We start from the raw sequence: 17,364 nt of genomic DNA, 5'->3' as shown, positions 1-17,364 counted from the left end.
CTGTGCGGCAGTGGCTCTGCTCGGCGGTCCCGCTCAGGGACGCGCGGCCAGCAGCCGCTGCTCCTTCGCGGGCTCGATGCCGTGCACGATCCGGCCGCGCTTGCGTCCGTCGGCCTCGGTGTCGCCGGCCGGCCCGCGTTCCTGCAACCAGGTCCAGGTGTCCCGCGCGGTCTCGGCGAACGGGCGGCATCGCAGCCCGGCGGCCTCCGCCCGGGTGGTGTCGGCGAGCCAGATACCGGCCATGGTGGGCAGACCGGGCGCCCAGAGGGGGAGTTCGCTCCACGGCTGGACGCTGTCCGGCCCCTCGGCCAGCAGTGGCGCGTCCTCGACCCAGACCAACTCGGCCCCGGCCCCGATACCGGCCCTGTCGCCGTCGCCGTCACCGCCCGACCCCACCGCCGCGATGCAGCCCGTCAGGAATTCCCGGTAGGTCAGCCGGCCGGGCGGCGCCGTGGTGACGTAGCGGCCCGCCGTGCCCGCCGTCACCAGGTCGAGCCCGAACACCGCGAAGTCCCGGACGTCGATCAACTGCACCGTCCGCTCCGGGTCCCCCGGTGCCAGCACCCGGCCGCCCCGGGCCATCCGCTCCAGCCACCACGGGAGCCGGCCGCCGCGCTCGTGCGGGCCGATCAGCAGTCCGCTGTTGAGGATCGTGGTGTGCTCGGCCCCGAACCGTTCCAGCACCGCGCGCTCGCAGCCGGCCTTGAGCGCGGTGCTGAACTCCTGGCCGGGCGGAGTGTCGGCCGGGCAGGGATGGAGGGCCGAGGACTCGTCGATCACTTGGGCCGGCCAGTCCGCGAAGGCGTGGACGGAGGAGACCAGGACGTAGTGGCCGGCGCGTCCGCGCAGCAACCGGGCGGAGAGCGCGGCCTGGGCGGGCTGCTGGGCCGAGGTGTCGATTACGGTGTCCCAGCGCCGGTCCGCGACCAGCCGCGCCAGGTCGTCGGCCGAGTCGCGGTCGCCGCGGACGACCTCGACGCCGGGCAGGTCGCCGCCGGAGCGGCCCCGGTTGAACGTGGTGACCGCGTGGCCGCGTGCGAGGGCTTCGGAGGCGAACGCCCGCCCCAGGAAGGACGAGCCGCCGAGCAGGAGGATCTTCATACCGGCAAGCCTGTCCCGGGGAGGGTCCTCGGTATGCCGTCGTTCGCGCTGGGCGGAGCCCGCCCGCGCCGGAAGCAGCCGGGATGCTGATCGTCCGGGGGCCGCATAGCATCCCACCTGTACCGAAATGCCCGAATCGGTTCGCCGGGCCCAGGCCCCGAGGAGACGCCGCCATGACCGAGCCCGAGCTGGAGGCCCTGGCCGCCGACGCCTATGTCTACGGCTACCCGATGGTCGCCGGCCTCACGATGGTCGAGCGGTTCGTCCAGGGCGGCACGGGCGTCCTCCCGGCGACCCCGTACAACCACTTCGGTCACGCCACCCGGCTGGCCGGCCCGAACGACGAATTCGTCTCGGTCAACAACGACACCGTCTACTCGGTCGCCCAGCTCGACCTCTCCGAGGGCCCGCAGATCCTGCGGCTGCCGGACACCGCCGGGGCGTACCACGTCCTGCAGTTCGTCGACGCGTGGACCGACAACTTCGCCTACCTGGGCCGCCGCGCCACCGGCACCGGGGCCCAGACCTGGCTGGTCGTCCCGCCCGACTGGCACGGTACCCCGACCGATCCGGACCGGGTGATCGTCTCGCCGACCACCGTGGCCACGATCGTCGGCAGGTTCGCCTGCACCGGCCCGGACGACCTCCCCCGGGTGCGGGCCCTCCAGGACGGGCTGACCCTCGAACCGCTGGAGCCGGGCGGCCTCTCCGCCGGGCTGCCCGCACCCGACCCGGAAGTGCCCGAGCGGCTCGCCTTCTTCGAGCGGCTCCGGGTCTGGATGGCGGCCTTCCCGCCCGCGGAGACCGACCGGACGTACGAACAGCGGTTCGCGCCGCTCGGCCTGCTCGACACGGGCACCTCGCCGTACCGGGCCGCGGCCCCCGACTGGACGCTCGCCCTGGCGAAGGGGCTGGCCGCCGGCCGGGAGCGGGTCGAGGACGCGACCCGCCCGCCCGAGGACCACCCGGCCGGCGAGTGGCGGGCGGCGCTGCATTTGTTCGACTACAACGTCGACTTCCTCGGCCCGGGCACCCTCGACGACCCCGAGTGGCGCATCCCCGACCGCCGCGCCGCCTACCTCAGCCGGGCCGCCGCCGCCCGTGCCGGCCTCTGGGGCAACCACGCCTACGAGGCGCTGTACGCGATGACGTACGACGACGCCGACGGCCGCCCGCTCACCGGTGCCCACCACTACACGCTGCGGTTCGACCGGCCGCCGCCCGCCGACGCCTTCTGGTCCGTCACCATGTACGGGGTCCCCGAGTACTACCTGGTCGACAACCCGGCCGACCGCTACTCGATCGGCGACCGGACCCCCGGCCTGGTGCACGGCCCGGACGGCTCGCTGACGCTCCACCTCCGGCACGACCGGCCCGCGGACCCGGCCGAGGCGGCGAACTGGCTGCCCACGCCCGAGGGCGGCTTCCGGCCGACGATCCGCATCTACCAGCCGCAGCCGGCGGCACTGGACGGCACCTACCGGCTGCCGCCGATCCGCCGTCGGTAGCGGTTCCGGGCGCGAGGGGAGCCGGGGATGGGTGACGCCGTCGGCGGGATGCTGGCCTCCGCCGTGGGCATCGCGATCAGTCCGATGCCGCTGATCGCGGTGATCCTGACGCTGGCCACCCCCAGGGGCCGGAGCAACGGGACGGCGTTCGCGGCCGGCTGGGTGGTGGCGCTGGCGGCGGTGGTCACCGTGGTCGTGTCGGCGGGGTCGGGGCTGTCCGCCGGCTCGGACCGGCCGTCCTGGGCCTGGTGGCTCAAGCTGGCCCTCGGGACGCTGTTCCTCCTGCTGGGGTTCAGGCAGTGGCGGGCCCGGCCGCGCGAGGGCCACGTGCACGGGCCACCGGCCTGGATGGAGGCGGTGGACCGGTTCACCCCTGTGAAGGCGGCCGGGCTCGCCGCGGCGCTGGTGGCGCTCAACCCGAAGAACCTGGTGCTGGCCGTCGGTGGCGCGGTCTCGATCGCGACCGCCACCGCCTCGGGCGCCGGCAAGGCGTGCGCCGCCGCGCTGATGGTGCTGATCGGCTCGCTCTGCACGCTGGTGCCACTGGGGGTGTACCTGTTCGGCGGGGACCGGGCGGCCAGGATCCTGGGGGAGTGGAAGGCGTGGACGGCCGCGCACAACGCGGCGATCATGACGGTGCTGCTGGTCGTCCTCGGTGCCACGTACGTCGGTGACGCCCTCACGGGCCTCACCTCCTGACGGGCCACCGCCGCTGCTCCGCCCCGCCCTACCGGCACCCGTCGCCGGCCCCGGCCCGCTCCCGCCCCCTCAGGTTCAGTGCGGCGAGGGGCTTCCGGACGCCGTGCCCGCCGTGCCCGCCGAGGTCGCCGGCTCGGACGGTGCACCCGGTGCGGATGGGGAAGCGGTCGGCGGAGCACTCGGCGAGGACTCGCCCGTCGGTGTCGCCCCGGCCGGCCCGGTCGGGGTGGCCGACGGTGTGCCCGTGGCGGGGCCGGTCGCCGAGGGTGCCGGGCTGCCCGGCCCGTTCGAGGGCGTGCCGGAGGGCGTGCCGGAGGGTGCGCCGGAGGGCGTGCCGGACGGCGAAGGCCCGCCGGTGGGGACCGGGTCCGTGCCCGGGCCGGTCGCCGGGTCGGTGCCGCCCGGCCCGGCCGGCACCGGGGTGGCACCGCCGCGGTGCTGTGGCCCGCCTTCCAGGGTGACGACGGCCTGCGAGGGCGGCAGCGCGATCCGGGCGGTCCAGCGGGTGCTCGGGGCGAGGCCGTCGTCGACGGAGACGATCACGGTGATCCGCTGCCCCGGCGCGAGCGTGCCGGAGTCGCGGCTGAGCCGGAGCCAGGCGACGTCGACGTCGGCGTGCCAGCGGATCTCGGTGGTGCCGGAGTTGGTGAGGGTGAGCACCGTGCGGTTGCCGTACTCGCCCGCGTCGACCGTGAGCAGGCCGCCGGTCGGGGACGGGGCCTGCGCGGCGGACCCGGCGTCCGGGGTGGGTCCGGCGATCGTGGCCGGCCCGACGGCGGGGGCCGGCGCGGCAACCAGCGTCGGGCTGCCGAGCGGGGTCGCCCCATGGCCCGGTACCGGAACCAGCGGGCCCTGGATCCCCGGGAGCAACGTTTCTGCACTCAGCGGCCCGGCACCCGCCAGCTCCATCCCGGCCACCGCGGCGCCCGCCGCACCGGTCGCCTCCGGCACGCCCGCCGGTCCGCCCGGCTGCCCGCGCCCCGCCGACGGACCGCCCGGCCGGCGGCTGCCCGCCCGTGCGTCCTCCTCGACCCGGACCGACGAGACCGACGCCGCGGCCCCGGGCCCGTCGCCGCCGCGGTGCCCGGCCCAGAGCGCGACCACCGGCGCCGCCAGCACGGCGGCCAGTACCCCCGTGGTCACCACCCGGCGGCGCACCGTCGGCCCCCGGCCGGTGTCCGGTGCGCGGTGGCGTGGGAACCCGCCCTGGTCGAACCGGAGGCCCGGTTCGGTCACCGGCACCGGACCCCCCGCCCGGCGGCCGGCCGGACGCCGGGCCGGCTGCGGCAGGAAGACCACGGACCCCGCCGGGGCGCCCGTCGCCACGGGCGCGGCCAGCACCGGGAGCCCGGACAGTCCGGCGGCCCCCTCCGGCACCTCGCCCGCGACCCGCTCCGCCGTCCCCCGGCAGGTCGGACAGGTCACCACGTGCTGCACCAGCTCCCGGCGGAGCGCCGGGCCGAGCACCCAGTCCCGCCAGCTCTCCGCCCCCGCCCCGCCGAGCCGGTCGAGTTCGGGGCAGCTGCCGACGCCGAGCACCAGCAGGGCCGCCCTGGTCCGGTCGACCTCGGCCCGGGCGGAGTCCAGCAGCGTCCGGACGGTGTCGAACGGCAGACCCAGCACGGCCGCCACCTCGATGGGGCTCAGCCGGTGGCGCACCGACAGCTCCAGGGCCTCGCGCTGCTCGGGGTCGGTGCCGGCGGCCTCGGGCCAGGCCAGCGAGGCCAACTCGCGCCGGCGCCGCCCGGCCTCCTCGTCCGCGGTGGCCGAACCCCCGACGCCGGACCCCCCGCCCGCCGCAGCCCCGCCCGCCGAAGTCCCGCCCGCAGACCCCTCCACCGCCGGGGCGTCGTAGGGCCCGGGCACGCCCGGCCCGTCCGCCAGCCGCCGCAGGCAGCAGTACCGCGCCAGCGAGTACAGCCAGGCCCGCACCAGGCCGGGCTCGGCGAGCCGCGCGCCGTGCCGCACCGCCAGCTCGCGCACCTCGCGCAGGGCGGCGCCGGCCGCCCGGTGCTCGCACAGCACCGAGAGGCAGTAGGTGAAGAGTCCGTCCACCTGGCGGTCGTACGCCGCGAGGACGGGGTCGCGCGGTCGTTCCGTACTCGTTGTCACCCGTCCGACGGTAGAGACGCCACCCGGTCGGCCCGCGCTGTTTCGCCCGGTTGTACTTCTTTCGGGTAACAACATCGCCCGTTCGTGGACCGGCTGCCCCGCCCGGACCCCGTCCGAGCCCCACCCGGGCCCCGTCGCCCCGGCCGTCATCGCCGCCGCTGCCGCCCCGCGCTGTCGGACCCAGGCGCTACGGTGACCGCATGGCTGCCCGTACCAAGACCACCGCCAAGCCGCGCCCGGCGTACCGCTGCACCGAGTGCGGCAACCAGCTGCCCAAGTGGGTGGGCCGCTGCCCGGAGTGCAACGCCTGGGGCACGGTCGAGGAGTACGGCGCGGTGCCGGTCCGGACGACGGCCGCGGGGCCGGTCAGCTCGCCCGCCCGTCCCATCGCCCAGGTGGACGGCCAGGTGGCGACGGCCCGCTCCACCGGCGTGTCCGAGCTGGACCGGGTGCTCGGGGGCGGCCTGGTCCCCGGCGCCGTGGTGCTGCTGGCCGGCGAGCCCGGTGTCGGCAAGTCCACCCTGCTGCTGGACGTCGCCGCCAAGGCGGCCTCCGCGCAGCACCGCACGCTCTACGTCACCGGCGAGGAGTCGGCTGGCCAGGTCAGGCTCCGCGCCGACCGGATCAACGCACTCTCCGAGCACCTCTACCTGGCCGCGGAGTCCGACCTCGGGGCCGTCCTCGGGCACATCGAGGCGGTCAACCCGGGCCTGCTGATCCTGGACTCGGTGCAGACGATCGCCTCGGCCGAGCTGGACGGGGCACCCGGCGGGCCGGCCCAGGTCCGTGAGGTGGCCGGCGCGCTGATCCGGGCCTCCAAGGACCGCGGGATGGCCACCCTGCTGGTCGGCCACGTCACCAAGGACGGCCAGATCGCCGGCCCCCGCCTGCTGGAGCACCTGGTGGACGTGGTGCTGAGCTTCGAGGGGGACCGGCACGCCCGGCTCCGGATCATCCGCGGGATCAAGAACCGGTACGGCGCGACCGACGAGGTGGGCTGCTTCGAGCTGCACGACGAGGGCATCGAGGGTCTGGCCGATCCGTCCGGTCTCTTCCTGACCAGGCGCGACAAGCCCGTCCCGGGCACCTGCCTGACCGTCACGCTGGAGGGCAAGCGCCCGCTGGTCGCCGAGGTGCAGGCGCTGATGGTGGATTCGCAGATCCCCTCGCCGCGCCGGACGACCTCCGGTCTGGAGTCGCCCCGGATCGCGATGATCCTGGCCGTGGTGGAGCGTCACGGCGGGGTGAAGCTCGGCAAGCAGGACATCTACACCGCCACCGTCGGCGGGGTGAAGCTCTCGGAGCCCTCGGCGGACCTCGCGATCGCGCTCGCCGTGGCCAGCTCCTCCTCCGACACCCCGCTCCCCAGCAACCTGGTGGCGATCGGCGAGGTCGGCCTGGCCGGTGAGGTCCGGCGGGTGACGGGCGTGCAGCGGAGGCTGGCCGAGGCGCACCGGCTGGGCTTCACCCACGCGCTGGTCCCGTCGGACCCGGGCAAGGTCCCGCCGGGCATGAAGGTGGTCGAGGTGGCGGACATCGGCGAGGCGCTGCAGGCGATCCCGGGCCGCCGCCGGGCCGCCGCCAAGCCGAAGGGTGAGGCTCCGTCGGCCCCGCCGGCCCCGCGCGCGGCCCGGGTGGCGGCCTATCCGGAGGAGGTCATGGAGGGGTGGGAACCGCTCGACTCCGACGAACTGCACTGACCCAAGCCCTGTCGTTGCCGCACGCAGTTAGACTTCCCCTTGTCTCATTGGTGATAAGGCAGTACTAAGCGACAGAGCAACAGACCGCAGGGCCGGCGCACCGCGCGAGGCGCGCGGTACGGGGCGACCGGAGGAGTCACGTGGCAGCCAGCGACCGGGCGGACAAGTCCTCCCGCGAGGAGGCCCTGCTACGGGCCTCCCTCACCGCCATCGCTCCCGGAACGGCGCTGCGCGACGGCCTGGAGCGGGTGCTGCGGGCCAACACCGGCGGTCTGATCGTGCTCGGTTTCGACAAGACCGTCGAGCCGATCTGTACGGGCGGCTTCGTGCTGGACGTCGAGTTCACCGCGACGCGCCTGCGCGAGCTGTGCAAGCTCGACGGTGCCGTGGTGCTCGACAAGGACATCACCAAGATCGTCCGGGCCGGTGTCCACCTGATGCCGGACTCCACCATCCCGACCGACGAGACCGGGACCAGGCACCGCACCGCGGAGCGGGTCAACCGGCAGACCGGTTTCCCGGTGGTCGCCGTCTCGCACTCGATGCGGCTGATCGCCATGTACGTCAACGGCACCCGGCGGGTCCTGGAGGACTCGACCACCGTCCTCTCCCGCGCCAACCAGGCGCTGGCCACCCTGGAACGCTACAAGCTGCGCCTGGACGAGGTGGCCGGCACGCTCTCCGCGCTGGAGATCGAGGACCTGGTGACGGTCCGGGACGTCACCGCCGTGGCCCAGCGGCTGGAGATGGTCCGGCTGATCGCCACCGAGATCGCGGGCTACGTGCTGGAGCTCGGCATCGACGGCCGCCTGCTCTCGCTCCAGCTGGACGAGCTGATCGCGGGCGTGGAGCCGGAGCGCGAGCTGGTCGCCCGGGACTACTTCCCGGAGCGTGCGGCCAAGAAGGGCCGGACGGTCACCGAGGTGCTGGCCGACCTGGAGGCGCTGACCCACGCCGAGCTGCTGGACCTGCAGACGGTCGCCAAGGCGCTCGGCTACTCGGGCACGCCGGAGTCGCTGGACTCGGCGGTCTCGCCGCGCGGCTACCGGCTGCTGGCCAAGATCCCGCGCCTGCCCAACACGGTGATAGAGCGGCTGGTGGAGCACTTCGGCGGGCTGCAGAAGCTGCTGGCCGCCAGCATCGACGATCTGCAGACGGTCGAGGGCGTCGGCGAGACCAGGGCCCGCTCGGTCCGCGAGGGCCTCTCCCGGCTCGCCGAATCGTCCATCCTGGAGCGCTACGTCTGACCGGTCCGGTCCGGACACGCAGGAGCCCCCGACCGTCCGCGGTCGGGGGCTCCTGCGTGTCGTCCGCAGGGCGGGTGACCGCCGGTCAGTTCTCCAGGCGGATCGAGGAACGGGCCGAGGCCTGGCCGCCGGAGAGGCCGGTGAGGTCGGCGACGACCAGGTAGTTGCCGGCCGGCGCGGGGGCCGGGTCGGCGGTGGCGCACTGCGGCTTGCTGCGGCCGCGGTCCCAGGTGAAGGTCTCGGTCAGGCCGTTGTTGGCCGGGAGCTGCACCCAGTTGCTGTTGCGGTCGGCGGGGCAGTCGCCGGAGGACCAGATGCGCTCGCCGTTGCTGGCGGTGACGGTGATCGCTGAGGCGGTCCGGCCGAGGTCCACCCGGCAGTTGGTGCCCGAGGAGTTGGTGACGGTGAGCGCCAGCCGCGGCTTGTCCTTGGGCTGGTAGGAGTTCTGGGCGCTGGACAGGCCGAGCGTCACCTGCGAGGAGGCGCAGACCGGCAGCGCCATGACCTCGGGGGTGTTCACCGGGGGAGGGCCGCCGTTGCCGCCGCCGGTGCCGCCCGCGGCTCCGCCGGTCCCGCCGCTGCCGCCGGTTCCTCCGGCCGCGCCGCCGCCCGTCGCGCCGCCGCCCGTCGCCGCACCGCCGGTGGCGGGTGCGGGGTTGGGCGCGCCGCCGGTCGTGCCGCCGGTGCTGAGGCTGGCGTCGCCGCCGCCTCCGCCGCCCACCGCGCCGCCGCCGGTCGCACCACCCGTGGCGGTGCCTCCGCTTCCGCTGCCGGGGCGCGAGTTGTTCGCCGGTCCGCTGGGCGAGGCGCCCGGCGTGATCGCCTGGGCAGGGCTCTGGGACTGGGTCGGCGCGGCCTGCGCGGTCTTGTCCTTCGAGCCGTCGTCACCGCCGCCCTGATCGGACATCAGCCAGATGACGAGGGCGGCGACCGCGACGACGGCGATGAGCACGACGATGCGCCGACGCCAGTAGATCGAGGCCGGCAGCGGTCCTACGGGTTGACGCAGAGAGGGCACGCCCAAACTCTACGAGACAGTGTGTGCCCCCTGACGCACCAACACCGCACACTCACCCCTTCCTTCACATGATCCGCCATTTGCGCCGTTCGGGGGAGGCTGAATGGGGGGTTTTGCGGCCTGATCCGGAATCCCGTGATCCACTTCGGTTGCCGTCCCGGGCGTGGGAGGATCGAGGGGCCATGGCTGCCAACACCGTCACCCCCGCCGTCCCCGTCATCCCCGCGCCCGCGTCCGCCGCCGGGGGGCCGAAGCTCGCCCTGCCGCTCCCCGTGCTGCACACGACCGTCCTCGACTGGTACGAGGCCAACGCCCGGGACCTCCCCTGGCGGACCCCGGACGCCTCGCCCTGGGCCGTGATGGTCAGCGAGTTCATGCTCCAGCAGACCCCGGTGAAGCGCGTGCTGCCCGTCTGGGAGACCTGGCTGGAACGCTGGCCGACCCCGGCGGACCTGGCCGCCGAGGCGCCCGGCGAGGCCGTCCGGCTCTGGGGCCGGCTGGGCTACCCGCGCCGCGCGCTGCGCCTGCACGCGGCCGCGGTGGCGATCACCACGGAGCACGGCGGTGAGGTCCCGGACGACCACGCGACCCTCCTGTCGCTGCCCGGGGTCGGCGAGTACACGGCGGCGGCGGTGGCCTCGTTCGCCTTCCGCCAGCGGCACGTGGTGCTGGACACCAACGTCCGCCGGGTGTTCGCCCGGGCGGTGACCGGCGTGGAGTACCCGGCGCAGGCCACCACGGCGGCCGAACGGCGGACCGCCACGGCGCTGCTGCCCGACGCCGCCGCGACGGCCGCGACCTGGGCGGTCGGCGTGATGGAGCTGGGCGCCCTGGTCTGCACGGCCCGCGGCCCGGAGTGCGGCGACTGCCCGCTGTTCACCGTCTGTGCCTGGCAACGGGCTGGGTGCCCGCCCTACGAGGGCCCGGCCCGGCGGGGCCAGACGTACGAGGGGACCGATCGGCAGGTGCGCGGCAAGCTGCTCGCGGTGCTGCGGGACGCCCACGACACGGTGCCGCAGGCCCTGCTGGACGCCGTCTGGCCGGACGCGGTGCAGCGGGCCCGCGCCCTGGACGGGCTGGTCGCCGACGGCCTGGTCGAGCCGGTCGAGCAGGGCGTCTACCGGCTTCCCCGGTAGCCCGAGCCGACCGGAGGTCCGACGGGCGGTCCCCCGCCCGGCGGCTCACGCCGGCAACCCCGCCGACCTGTGGCCCCTGAGCTCCCTGAGCCCCTAAAACCCGCAGCCCCGGAGCCCCCCGAAGCCCCGTGGCGAGGTGGCGCCGGCCCGGCCCGGACAGGCCGGAGGCCCCCGCTCCGTGGAACGGGGGCCTCCGGCGGCCGGGCGTCAGATCGCGACGGCCGCGGCGTCGGACCCCTTGGCGGCCGTGGCGTCCTCGGCCGGCGGTCCGCCGGCGCCGCGCAGCGGCACCTCGCGCATGAAGACCGCGGCGGCGACCGCGATCACCGCGACACCCGCCCCCCAAAGGAAGACGGTGTGCATGCCGTTGGCCACCGCGTGGTGGTAGGCGTCCTGCACCGGCTCGGGCAGGGCCCGGAGCGCGGCCGGGCTGAGCTGCGACGGGTCGCCCTGCGAGCCGCCGGCACCGGCCGCCGAACCGAGCCGCTCCGTCATGGTCTCGGTGACCCGGCTGTTGAACAGCGCGCCGAACAGCGCCACACCGAACGAGCCGCCGATGGTGCGGAACAGCGTGGCGGTGGAGCTGGCCACACCCATGTCCTTGAGCTCGACACTGTTCTGCGCGACCAGCATGGTGATCTGCATCAGGAAGCCCATGCCGGCCCCGAGCACGACCATCCAGCAGGCGGAGGCGAAGTTCGAGGTGTCGGTGGAGAGGGTGGAGAGCAGCACCATGCCGACGGTCATCACGATCGTGCCGATGATCGGGTAGATCCGGTACTTGCCGGTCTTGGTGACGGCCTGGCCGACGACCAGCGAGACCACCAGCATGCCGAACATCATCGGCATCAGCAGCAGGCCGGAGTTGGTGGCCGAGGCTCCCTGGACGGTCTGCTGGTAGAGCGGCAGGAAGACCGTCGCGCCGAACATCACGAAGCCGACCACGAAGCCGATCACCGAGACCAGCGTGAAGTTCAGGTTCTTGAACAGCGAGAGCGGCAGCATCGGCTCCTCGACCCGCTGCTCGACGTAGCAGAAGCCGATCAGCGTGGCCGCCGCCAGCGCGGCCAGGCCGAGGATCTCCTTCGAGCCCCAGGTGTACTCCTGGCCGCCCCAGGTGGTGATCAGGGTCAGTGCGGTGATGCCGGTGGTGAGCAGCAGCGCACCGAGGTAGTCGATCCTGGCCTTGCTGCGGACCTTCGGCAGCTTCAGCGTCACCACGACGACGGCGAGGGCGACCGCGCCGAGCGGCAGGTTGATGTAGAAGGTCCAGCGCCAGTTCAGGTGGTCCGTGATGAAGCCGCCGACCAGCGGACCGCCGATGGTGGCGAGGGCCATCACCGCGGCGAACATGCCCTGGTACTTGCCACGGTCACGGGGCGGGACGAGCGCGCCCATGATCGACATCACGCCGACCATCAGACCGCCGGCGCCGAGGCCCTGGAGCGCGCGGAATCCGATCAGCTCGGTCATGTCCTGGGAGAGGCCGGAGAGCGCCGAGCCCGCCAGGAAGATCACGATCGAGATGAGGAAGGTGCCCTTGCGGCCGTAGAGGTCGCCGAGCTTGCCCCAGATCGGGGTGGAGGCGGCGGTGGCCAGGGTGTACGAGGTGACCACCCACGAGAGGTGCTCGGCGCCGCCGAGCTCACCGACGATGGTCGGCATCGCGGTTCCGACGATCAGGCCGTCGAGCATGGCGAGCAGCATGGTGACCACCAGGCCGATCATGACCAGGCGGATCTCGCGGGGGGAACGGGGCTGTTCGTCCTCGGCCGGTTTCTGTTCCGGTGACGGGGTGTCGGCCTTGGGTTGTGACATGGGGGTGCGGTCTCCCGGACTGGGTGGGGCGGGGCGTGGCTGACGGGAGCCCGGCGCGTCGGACGACCGGCCCGGCTCCTCGGCGTCTACTTACTTGACGCCCGGCTAGTTTACGGATCGACGGCACGGTAGGTTGTGTACTAGCCGGTCGTCAAGCCAGTTTTTCCGTGAACTGCCCGGGCAGGGAGAATGAGTCCGGAACGGGGCGCCGAACGCGGCGCCCGTCGGCAACGCCGCGGCCGCCGCAGGTCGTCAGCACCGGACATCGACGCAGTCAGAGGCAGGCCATGGGCACGACGTACAGCCCCCGTAGCGACACCCGGGCCCGCATCGTCGCGGTCGCCCTGGAGCTCTTCTCCGAGCACGGCTACGAACGCACCTCGCTGCGGGAGATCGCCGACCGGCTCGGTGTCACCAAGGCCGCCCTCTACTACCACTTCAAGACCAAGGAGGACATCGTCCACGGCATCGTGGCCGCCACGGCCGTGCCGATCGACGAGCTCATCGCCTGGGGTCGCGAGCAGGAGTGGTCGCCGGAGGTGCGGGACGAGCTCATCCGCCGGTTCGCGGCCGGGATGTCCGAGCGGGCGCCGCTGCTCCGCTTCTTCCAGGAGAACCAGCCCGCGCTGCGGGACCTGCCGGCCGGTCGGGAGTTCAGGGAGCGGATGATCGCGCTAATCCGGCTGGTGCACGGTCCGGGGGCGAGCTTCGAGGACCGGCTGCGCGCGATGATGTCGCTGTTCACCATCAACTCGGCGCTCTTCCTGCTCCACCAGGACAAGCGGCCCGAGGAGCGGACGGCGGCCGGTGAGGCCACCATCGGGGAGCCCACCCCGGAGGAGGCGATGGCGGCCGCGCAGTACGTCGCGCTGGAGATCGGCCGGACGATCGGCCACGCCGCGCCGGGGAACTGAACGACCGTCGGCCCGGCACCGGAGCGGTGCCGGGCCGACGCCGCAGTGGTGCGGAGACCGGGCCCGGGCGGCGCCGTGGGGCGCAGTGGGGCCGCGGGCCGGAACGGGCTCAGAACCCGGTGACCCCGTGCCCCGCGAGGTAGGCGATCGGGTTGACCACGGCGCCGTAGCGGTTGCTGGAACGGATCTCGAAGTGCAGGTGCGGCCCGGTCGAGTTGCCGGTGTTCCCGGAGCGGCCGATCTGTTCACCGGCCGAGACCCGGTCGCCCGCCGACACCGAGACGGCCGACATGTGCGCGTACTGGGCGTACCGGCCGTCCGCCAGCCGCAGCACGACCTCCTTGCCGTAGGCGCCGTCCCAGCCGGCCGACACGACGGTGGCCTTGCCGACCGCGAGCAGCGGGGTGCCCGGGGGGACCGCGAAGTCGACCCCGGTGTGGTAGCCGGCCGCGTACTCGGGGTTGCGCACGCCGTACGGGTTGCTGGTCGGGGCGCCCGGGACGGGGGCGGACCACTCCGGGGCGGGGGCGGGGGCGGGAGCCGGCGCAGGCTCGGGCTCGGGGGCCGGTGCGGGAGCGGGCTCGGGGGCGGGCTCGACCGGTGCCTGGTCGGCGGCCGGTGCCTGGTCGGCCGACGGCGCCGGGGCGGCCGGCTCGGGGGCCAGCAGGTTCACCGCCACGGCCACGAGCTCCTGGGCCGAGTCGTGGTCGTGCGACAGCTTGTACTCGCTGGGACCGGCCACCTGGACCAGGGCCGGGGTCTGCGCCGCCCCCTGCGGGACGGTGAAGGCCGAGCTGCCGGGGGTGGTGGGGGTGACCGTCTGCGCCGAGGCGTTGCCGGGGGATGCGACCAGCAGGGCGCCGGCCAGTATGACCGCGCTGGCGGCGGCGGCACTGGTGGCCCGGTTGCGGTCGGTCCGCAGCAGCGGGGCGACGGTGACGTGGTTCCGGTCGTTTCGCAGCGGCGAGGCGGCGGCGAGCCGGCGAAGGGCCGGCCCCAGGGGCGGGACAGGGGGCATCGGAGCTCAACCTCACGGACGTACGGGGGCAGCACGCTGAGCCCGGTCGGGCGGGCTGAGCAGGGACCACTCAGGTGTAACCGTCACCGAGCGGAGTCCCAAACGGTGTGACGTACTACGGCGTGTAGTCAGTGTTGCGCCGGAGATTCAAACCGACGGAGTAACGATCATGAGATCGGATGGTCTGTTCATGGCCCCACGTGCTCGGCCGTCCGTCCGGCCGTCCTACTACTCCCGCTCGTACCGGCCGGTGGTGCTGTGACCAGCACCACCCGCGGGCCGAGTTTGAAGCAGGGCGAATCGGGTCGAAACCAACGAATCCGGCCCGCCCCCGCAGGTGCGGGGACGGGCCGGACGGATGGTTCAACGGCGCCTGGTCACAGGCTGATCACCACTGCTCGGTGGATCAGTTGTCGACCGGGCGAACGCGGATCCAGGTCTCCAGGTAGTTCGAGGACTCGTTCTCGACCTCGATGCTGGTACCGGTCTTCGGGACCTTGACGCTGCTGTACTTGTTCTCCTCCGACCAGTAGGACTTCAGGTCGGAGAACTCGTCGACACCCTTGGCCTTCGGGTAGACCGTCGGGACGCCGGCCTTGTGCAGGGTCAGACCGTCCACGCGGCGCGAGCCGAAGGTCGAGTCGTAGCCCTGGACGCGCGGGCGCTGCAGGGTGCCGTCCGACCACTTGAGCGGGGTCGGGTGCGAGTCGATCGGGAGGATCAGGCCCTCGCCCGGGTGGTTGGTGACGTTGTTGTCGCTCTGCGACTCGTCCCAGTACCAGAGCAGCAGACCGGGCTGGTAGGCGTAGTGCTCGACCCAGTTCGGCTTGCTGTTGGCGAAGCCGAAGTTGTACGGGCCGGTCTTCAGGGTCTTGTCGTACGAGACGTACTGGCGGTTCTCGGCGATGTAGTACTGGGCGTACTCGTTCGAGAACTTGCCGCTGATGCGGGAGAAGCCCTTCGCGGCCCAGCCGTTGTCACCGTTCTCGGCACCGTCGGTGAAGACGGTGGCGCCGTCGGCGGTGACCGCGATCTCGTCCAGGGCAAGGCCCTTGAGGTGCAGGCCACCGTCGGTGGTGTAGTGGAAGCGGACCTTGACGGCCTTGCCGGCGTAGGCGTTCAGCGGGAAGGAGAGGTCGCCCCACTTGCCACCGGAGGTGCCCGTCAGACCGGCCTTCTCGGCCGGGTTCTTCGGGATGGCGACACCGTTGAAGGTGCCGTCCAGGGCCGCCCAGTTGGCACCACCGTCGGTGGAGACCTCGGCGTAGCCGTAGTCGAAGTCCTGCTCGATGTCGTACCAGGCCTTGGCCGTCAGCGTGGCCGAGGTCTTGCCGGTGAGGTCGACGTCACGGGTCAGCGAGACGTTGAGGTCGTCCGCGCTGCCGCTCCACCACTCGTTGGCACCCGCGAACGGGGTGTTGATCTCGGTGGTGACGGTCTTCTTCGGCAGTTCGACGACGAGCGCCTGCGGCAGGTTGGAGTTGTACTCCGCCGGGCCGATGTGGTGGGTCGACTCGGTGCCGGCCTTGGCCTTCTCGAACTTCAGCCAGCCGAGCTTCAGCTTGCTCCAGGCGTCGAGGTCGTTCGGCTTGTCGCCGATCGAGTCCTTGCCCTCGCCCAGCCAGGAACCGGAGGACATCAGCGACCAGAAGCCGACCGAGTTGTCGATCCCGCTGCCCGAGGTGTCGTACAGGTCGGGCAGACCGAGGTCGTGGCCGTACTCGTGGGCGAAGACACCGAGGCCGCCGTTCTCGGGCTGCATGGTGTAGTCGCCGATCCAGATGCCGGTGCTGCCGACCGGGGTACCGCCGAGCTTGTTGTCGCTCGGGCCGGTGGAGCCCGCCTGGGTGCCGTAGACGTACGAGCGGTGGGCCCAGAGCGCGTCGGTGCCCTGCTTGCCGCCGCCCGCCGACTGGTCCTCACCGGCGTGCACGATCTGGAAGTGGTCGATGTAACCGTCGGGCTCGTTGAAGTTGCCGTCGTGGTCGAAGTCGTACCGGTCCCACTGGTCGTACTGCGCGATGGTCGCCTTGATCTGAGCGTCCGTCTGGCCCTTGGCCTTCTGGTCGGCGACCCAGGAGGTGATGCCGTCGCGGATCAGGTCCTGCGCGTTGTTGCAGACGTGCTGGCCGCAGTAGTCCGAGCCGTAACGGGCCTCGTTCCACGGCACCTTCACCCAGTCGGTGACCTGGCCGTCGACCGAGTAGCGGCCCGAGGACTGCTTCTCGTAGTACGTCTTCAGCGAGTCCTGGGTCTTGCTGAAGTACAGGTCCTGGAAGTGCTGCTGGTTGTAGTCGGCCTGCCACGCGGTCGAGTTGTTGGTGGCGGGGTCCGGCTTCTGGATCTGGTTGCGCTGCGGGCCGGGGGTGCCGCCGTACTTCAGCTTGCCGTCCGGCGTCGTGGTGGTGTTGTCCACCTGGTCGCTGAACTCGACCAGAATGGTGAAGATCTTGTCCGTGCGCTCGCGGGAGAGCTCGACGTACTTGTCCTTGCCCAGCTTGATGCTGGTGCCCCCGCCGTGCTGCTCGATCTTGGCGGTGCCGGCGAGCAGCTGCTCGGTGGCGGCCTTCTGCTCGGCCTCGACCTTCTCGGTCAGCGGGCCCGGGAAGTTGTGTTCAGTGCTCTGAACAGCCTCGGCCGGGTCCTTCGGCACGGGGGCGGAGCCGGCGGCAACGGCCGTGCTCGGGAGCAGTCCCGCGCCGAGCGCGGCTATGACTGCCGCGGCCGAGGCGACTGCAGCGGCTTTCCTGGTCATCTTCAACGTTGTGACGTCCTCCCCAAACCGGTCCGGCTCTTGGCCTTCCGGTAAACCAATGAAAGACAGGTGGAGGTCATTTGATCCAAGCGTGGACGGAAAAGATAGACCTTGACCGTGACATGGCTACAGCGCTATGCTCCGCGACTTCGTATCAGCTGACGCTCCGTCAAGAACATTGGCATTAAAGATGACTGCATGATCGATCGCACTCGCACCGGCGCCCGGTCAGGCCCCCCGCCTGGGACTTCGTGGGCCGGATCACAGCTTCGACGAGGACATGAAAAACGGCTCGGGCCCCCGGCGCGAACGCCGGGGGCCCAAACCGTTTGCTGTTA

At 72.9% G+C, this 17,364-nt stretch carries 12 protein-coding genes; 6 read left to right on the top strand and 6 right to left on the bottom strand.

Going from position 1 to position 17,364, the window contains the following annotated elements; genetic code table 11:
* Window positions 1-33: 33 nt before the first annotated feature.
* Window positions 34-1,101 (bottom strand): NAD-dependent epimerase/dehydratase family protein, encoded by a 1,068-nt coding sequence (locus tag PUR61_RS44060; RefSeq protein WP_329885581.1) that lies wholly within the window; start codon window positions 1,099-1,101, stop codon window positions 34-36.
* Window positions 1,102-1,274: 173 nt separating this feature from the next.
* On the opposite strand from PUR61_RS44060, the gene PUR61_RS44055 reads away from it, so the two are divergent.
* Together PUR61_RS44055 and PUR61_RS44050 are read left to right on the top strand one after the other, a co-directional pair.
* Window positions 1,275-2,609: a DUF1254 domain-containing protein gene (locus PUR61_RS44055; protein ID WP_329885580.1), complete on the top strand. Its 1,335-nt coding sequence runs from the start codon at window positions 1,275-1,277 to the stop codon at window positions 2,607-2,609.
* A gap of 27 nt (window positions 2,610-2,636) precedes the next feature.
* A complete protein-coding gene (locus PUR61_RS44050; RefSeq protein WP_329885579.1) occupies window positions 2,637-3,308 on the top strand; it encodes a GAP family protein in 672 nt (223 codons plus the stop codon).
* Between the two features lie 75 nt (window positions 3,309-3,383).
* Here PUR61_RS44050 and PUR61_RS44045 read toward each other — a convergent pair whose 3' ends face one another.
* Window positions 3,384-5,420 carry a BACON domain-containing protein gene (locus PUR61_RS44045; RefSeq protein ID WP_329885578.1) on the bottom strand — a complete coding sequence of 679 codons (2,037 nt, stop codon included), beginning with the start codon at window positions 5,418-5,420 and terminating at the stop codon, window positions 3,384-3,386.
* A gap of 200 nt (window positions 5,421-5,620) precedes the next feature.
* Here PUR61_RS44045 and radA point away from each other — a divergent pair, with 200 nt between their 5' ends.
* Complete coding sequence (radA, locus tag PUR61_RS44040; RefSeq protein ID WP_329885577.1) at window positions 5,621-7,120, top strand: DNA repair protein RadA; 1,500 nt, start codon at window positions 5,621-5,623, stop codon at window positions 7,118-7,120.
* 140 nt (window positions 7,121-7,260) lie between these two features.
* Window positions 7,261-8,367: a DNA integrity scanning diadenylate cyclase DisA gene (disA, locus tag PUR61_RS44035; protein WP_051769323.1), complete on the top strand. Its 1,107-nt coding sequence runs from the start codon at window positions 7,261-7,263 to the stop codon at window positions 8,365-8,367.
* A gap of 85 nt (window positions 8,368-8,452) precedes the next feature.
* Here the strand turns inward: disA and PUR61_RS44030 are convergent, their stop codons facing one another.
* On the bottom strand, window positions 8,453-9,385 hold the full coding sequence (locus PUR61_RS44030; RefSeq protein ID WP_329885576.1) for a hypothetical protein: 933 nt from the start codon (window positions 9,383-9,385) through the stop codon (window positions 8,453-8,455).
* A 182-nt stretch (window positions 9,386-9,567) separates the two neighbouring features.
* On the opposite strand from PUR61_RS44030, the gene PUR61_RS44025 reads away from it, so the two are divergent.
* Window positions 9,568-10,521, top strand: coding sequence for an A/G-specific adenine glycosylase (locus tag PUR61_RS44025; protein ID WP_329885575.1), 954 nt, complete (start codon window positions 9,568-9,570; stop codon window positions 10,519-10,521).
* Window positions 10,522-10,728: 207 nt separating this feature from the next.
* Here PUR61_RS44025 and PUR61_RS44020 read toward each other — a convergent pair whose 3' ends face one another.
* A complete protein-coding gene (locus PUR61_RS44020) occupies window positions 10,729-12,339 on the bottom strand; it encodes an MDR family MFS transporter (protein WP_329885574.1) in 1,611 nt (536 codons plus the stop codon).
* A gap of 287 nt (window positions 12,340-12,626) precedes the next feature.
* Here PUR61_RS44020 and PUR61_RS44015 point away from each other — a divergent pair, with 287 nt between their 5' ends.
* Window positions 12,627-13,253, top strand: coding sequence for a TetR/AcrR family transcriptional regulator (locus tag PUR61_RS44015; RefSeq protein ID WP_329885573.1), 627 nt, complete (start codon window positions 12,627-12,629; stop codon window positions 13,251-13,253).
* 109 nt (window positions 13,254-13,362) lie between these two features.
* Here PUR61_RS44015 and PUR61_RS44010 read toward each other — a convergent pair whose 3' ends face one another.
* Window positions 13,363-14,271: a M23 family metallopeptidase gene (locus PUR61_RS44010; RefSeq protein WP_329885572.1), complete on the bottom strand. Its 909-nt coding sequence runs from the start codon at window positions 14,269-14,271 to the stop codon at window positions 13,363-13,365.
* Window positions 14,272-14,677: 406 nt separating this feature from the next.
* Complete coding sequence (locus PUR61_RS44005; RefSeq protein ID WP_329885571.1) at window positions 14,678-17,026, bottom strand: immune inhibitor A domain-containing protein; 2,349 nt, start codon at window positions 17,024-17,026, stop codon at window positions 14,678-14,680.
* Between the last annotated feature and the right edge of the window lie 338 nt (window positions 17,027-17,364).

Source organism: Streptomyces sp. BE20 (genome assembly GCF_036322525.1).
GTDB lineage: Bacteria > Actinomycetota > Actinomycetes > Streptomycetales > Streptomycetaceae > Kitasatospora.
This window is presented reverse-complemented; position numbering and strand designations above follow the sequence as displayed.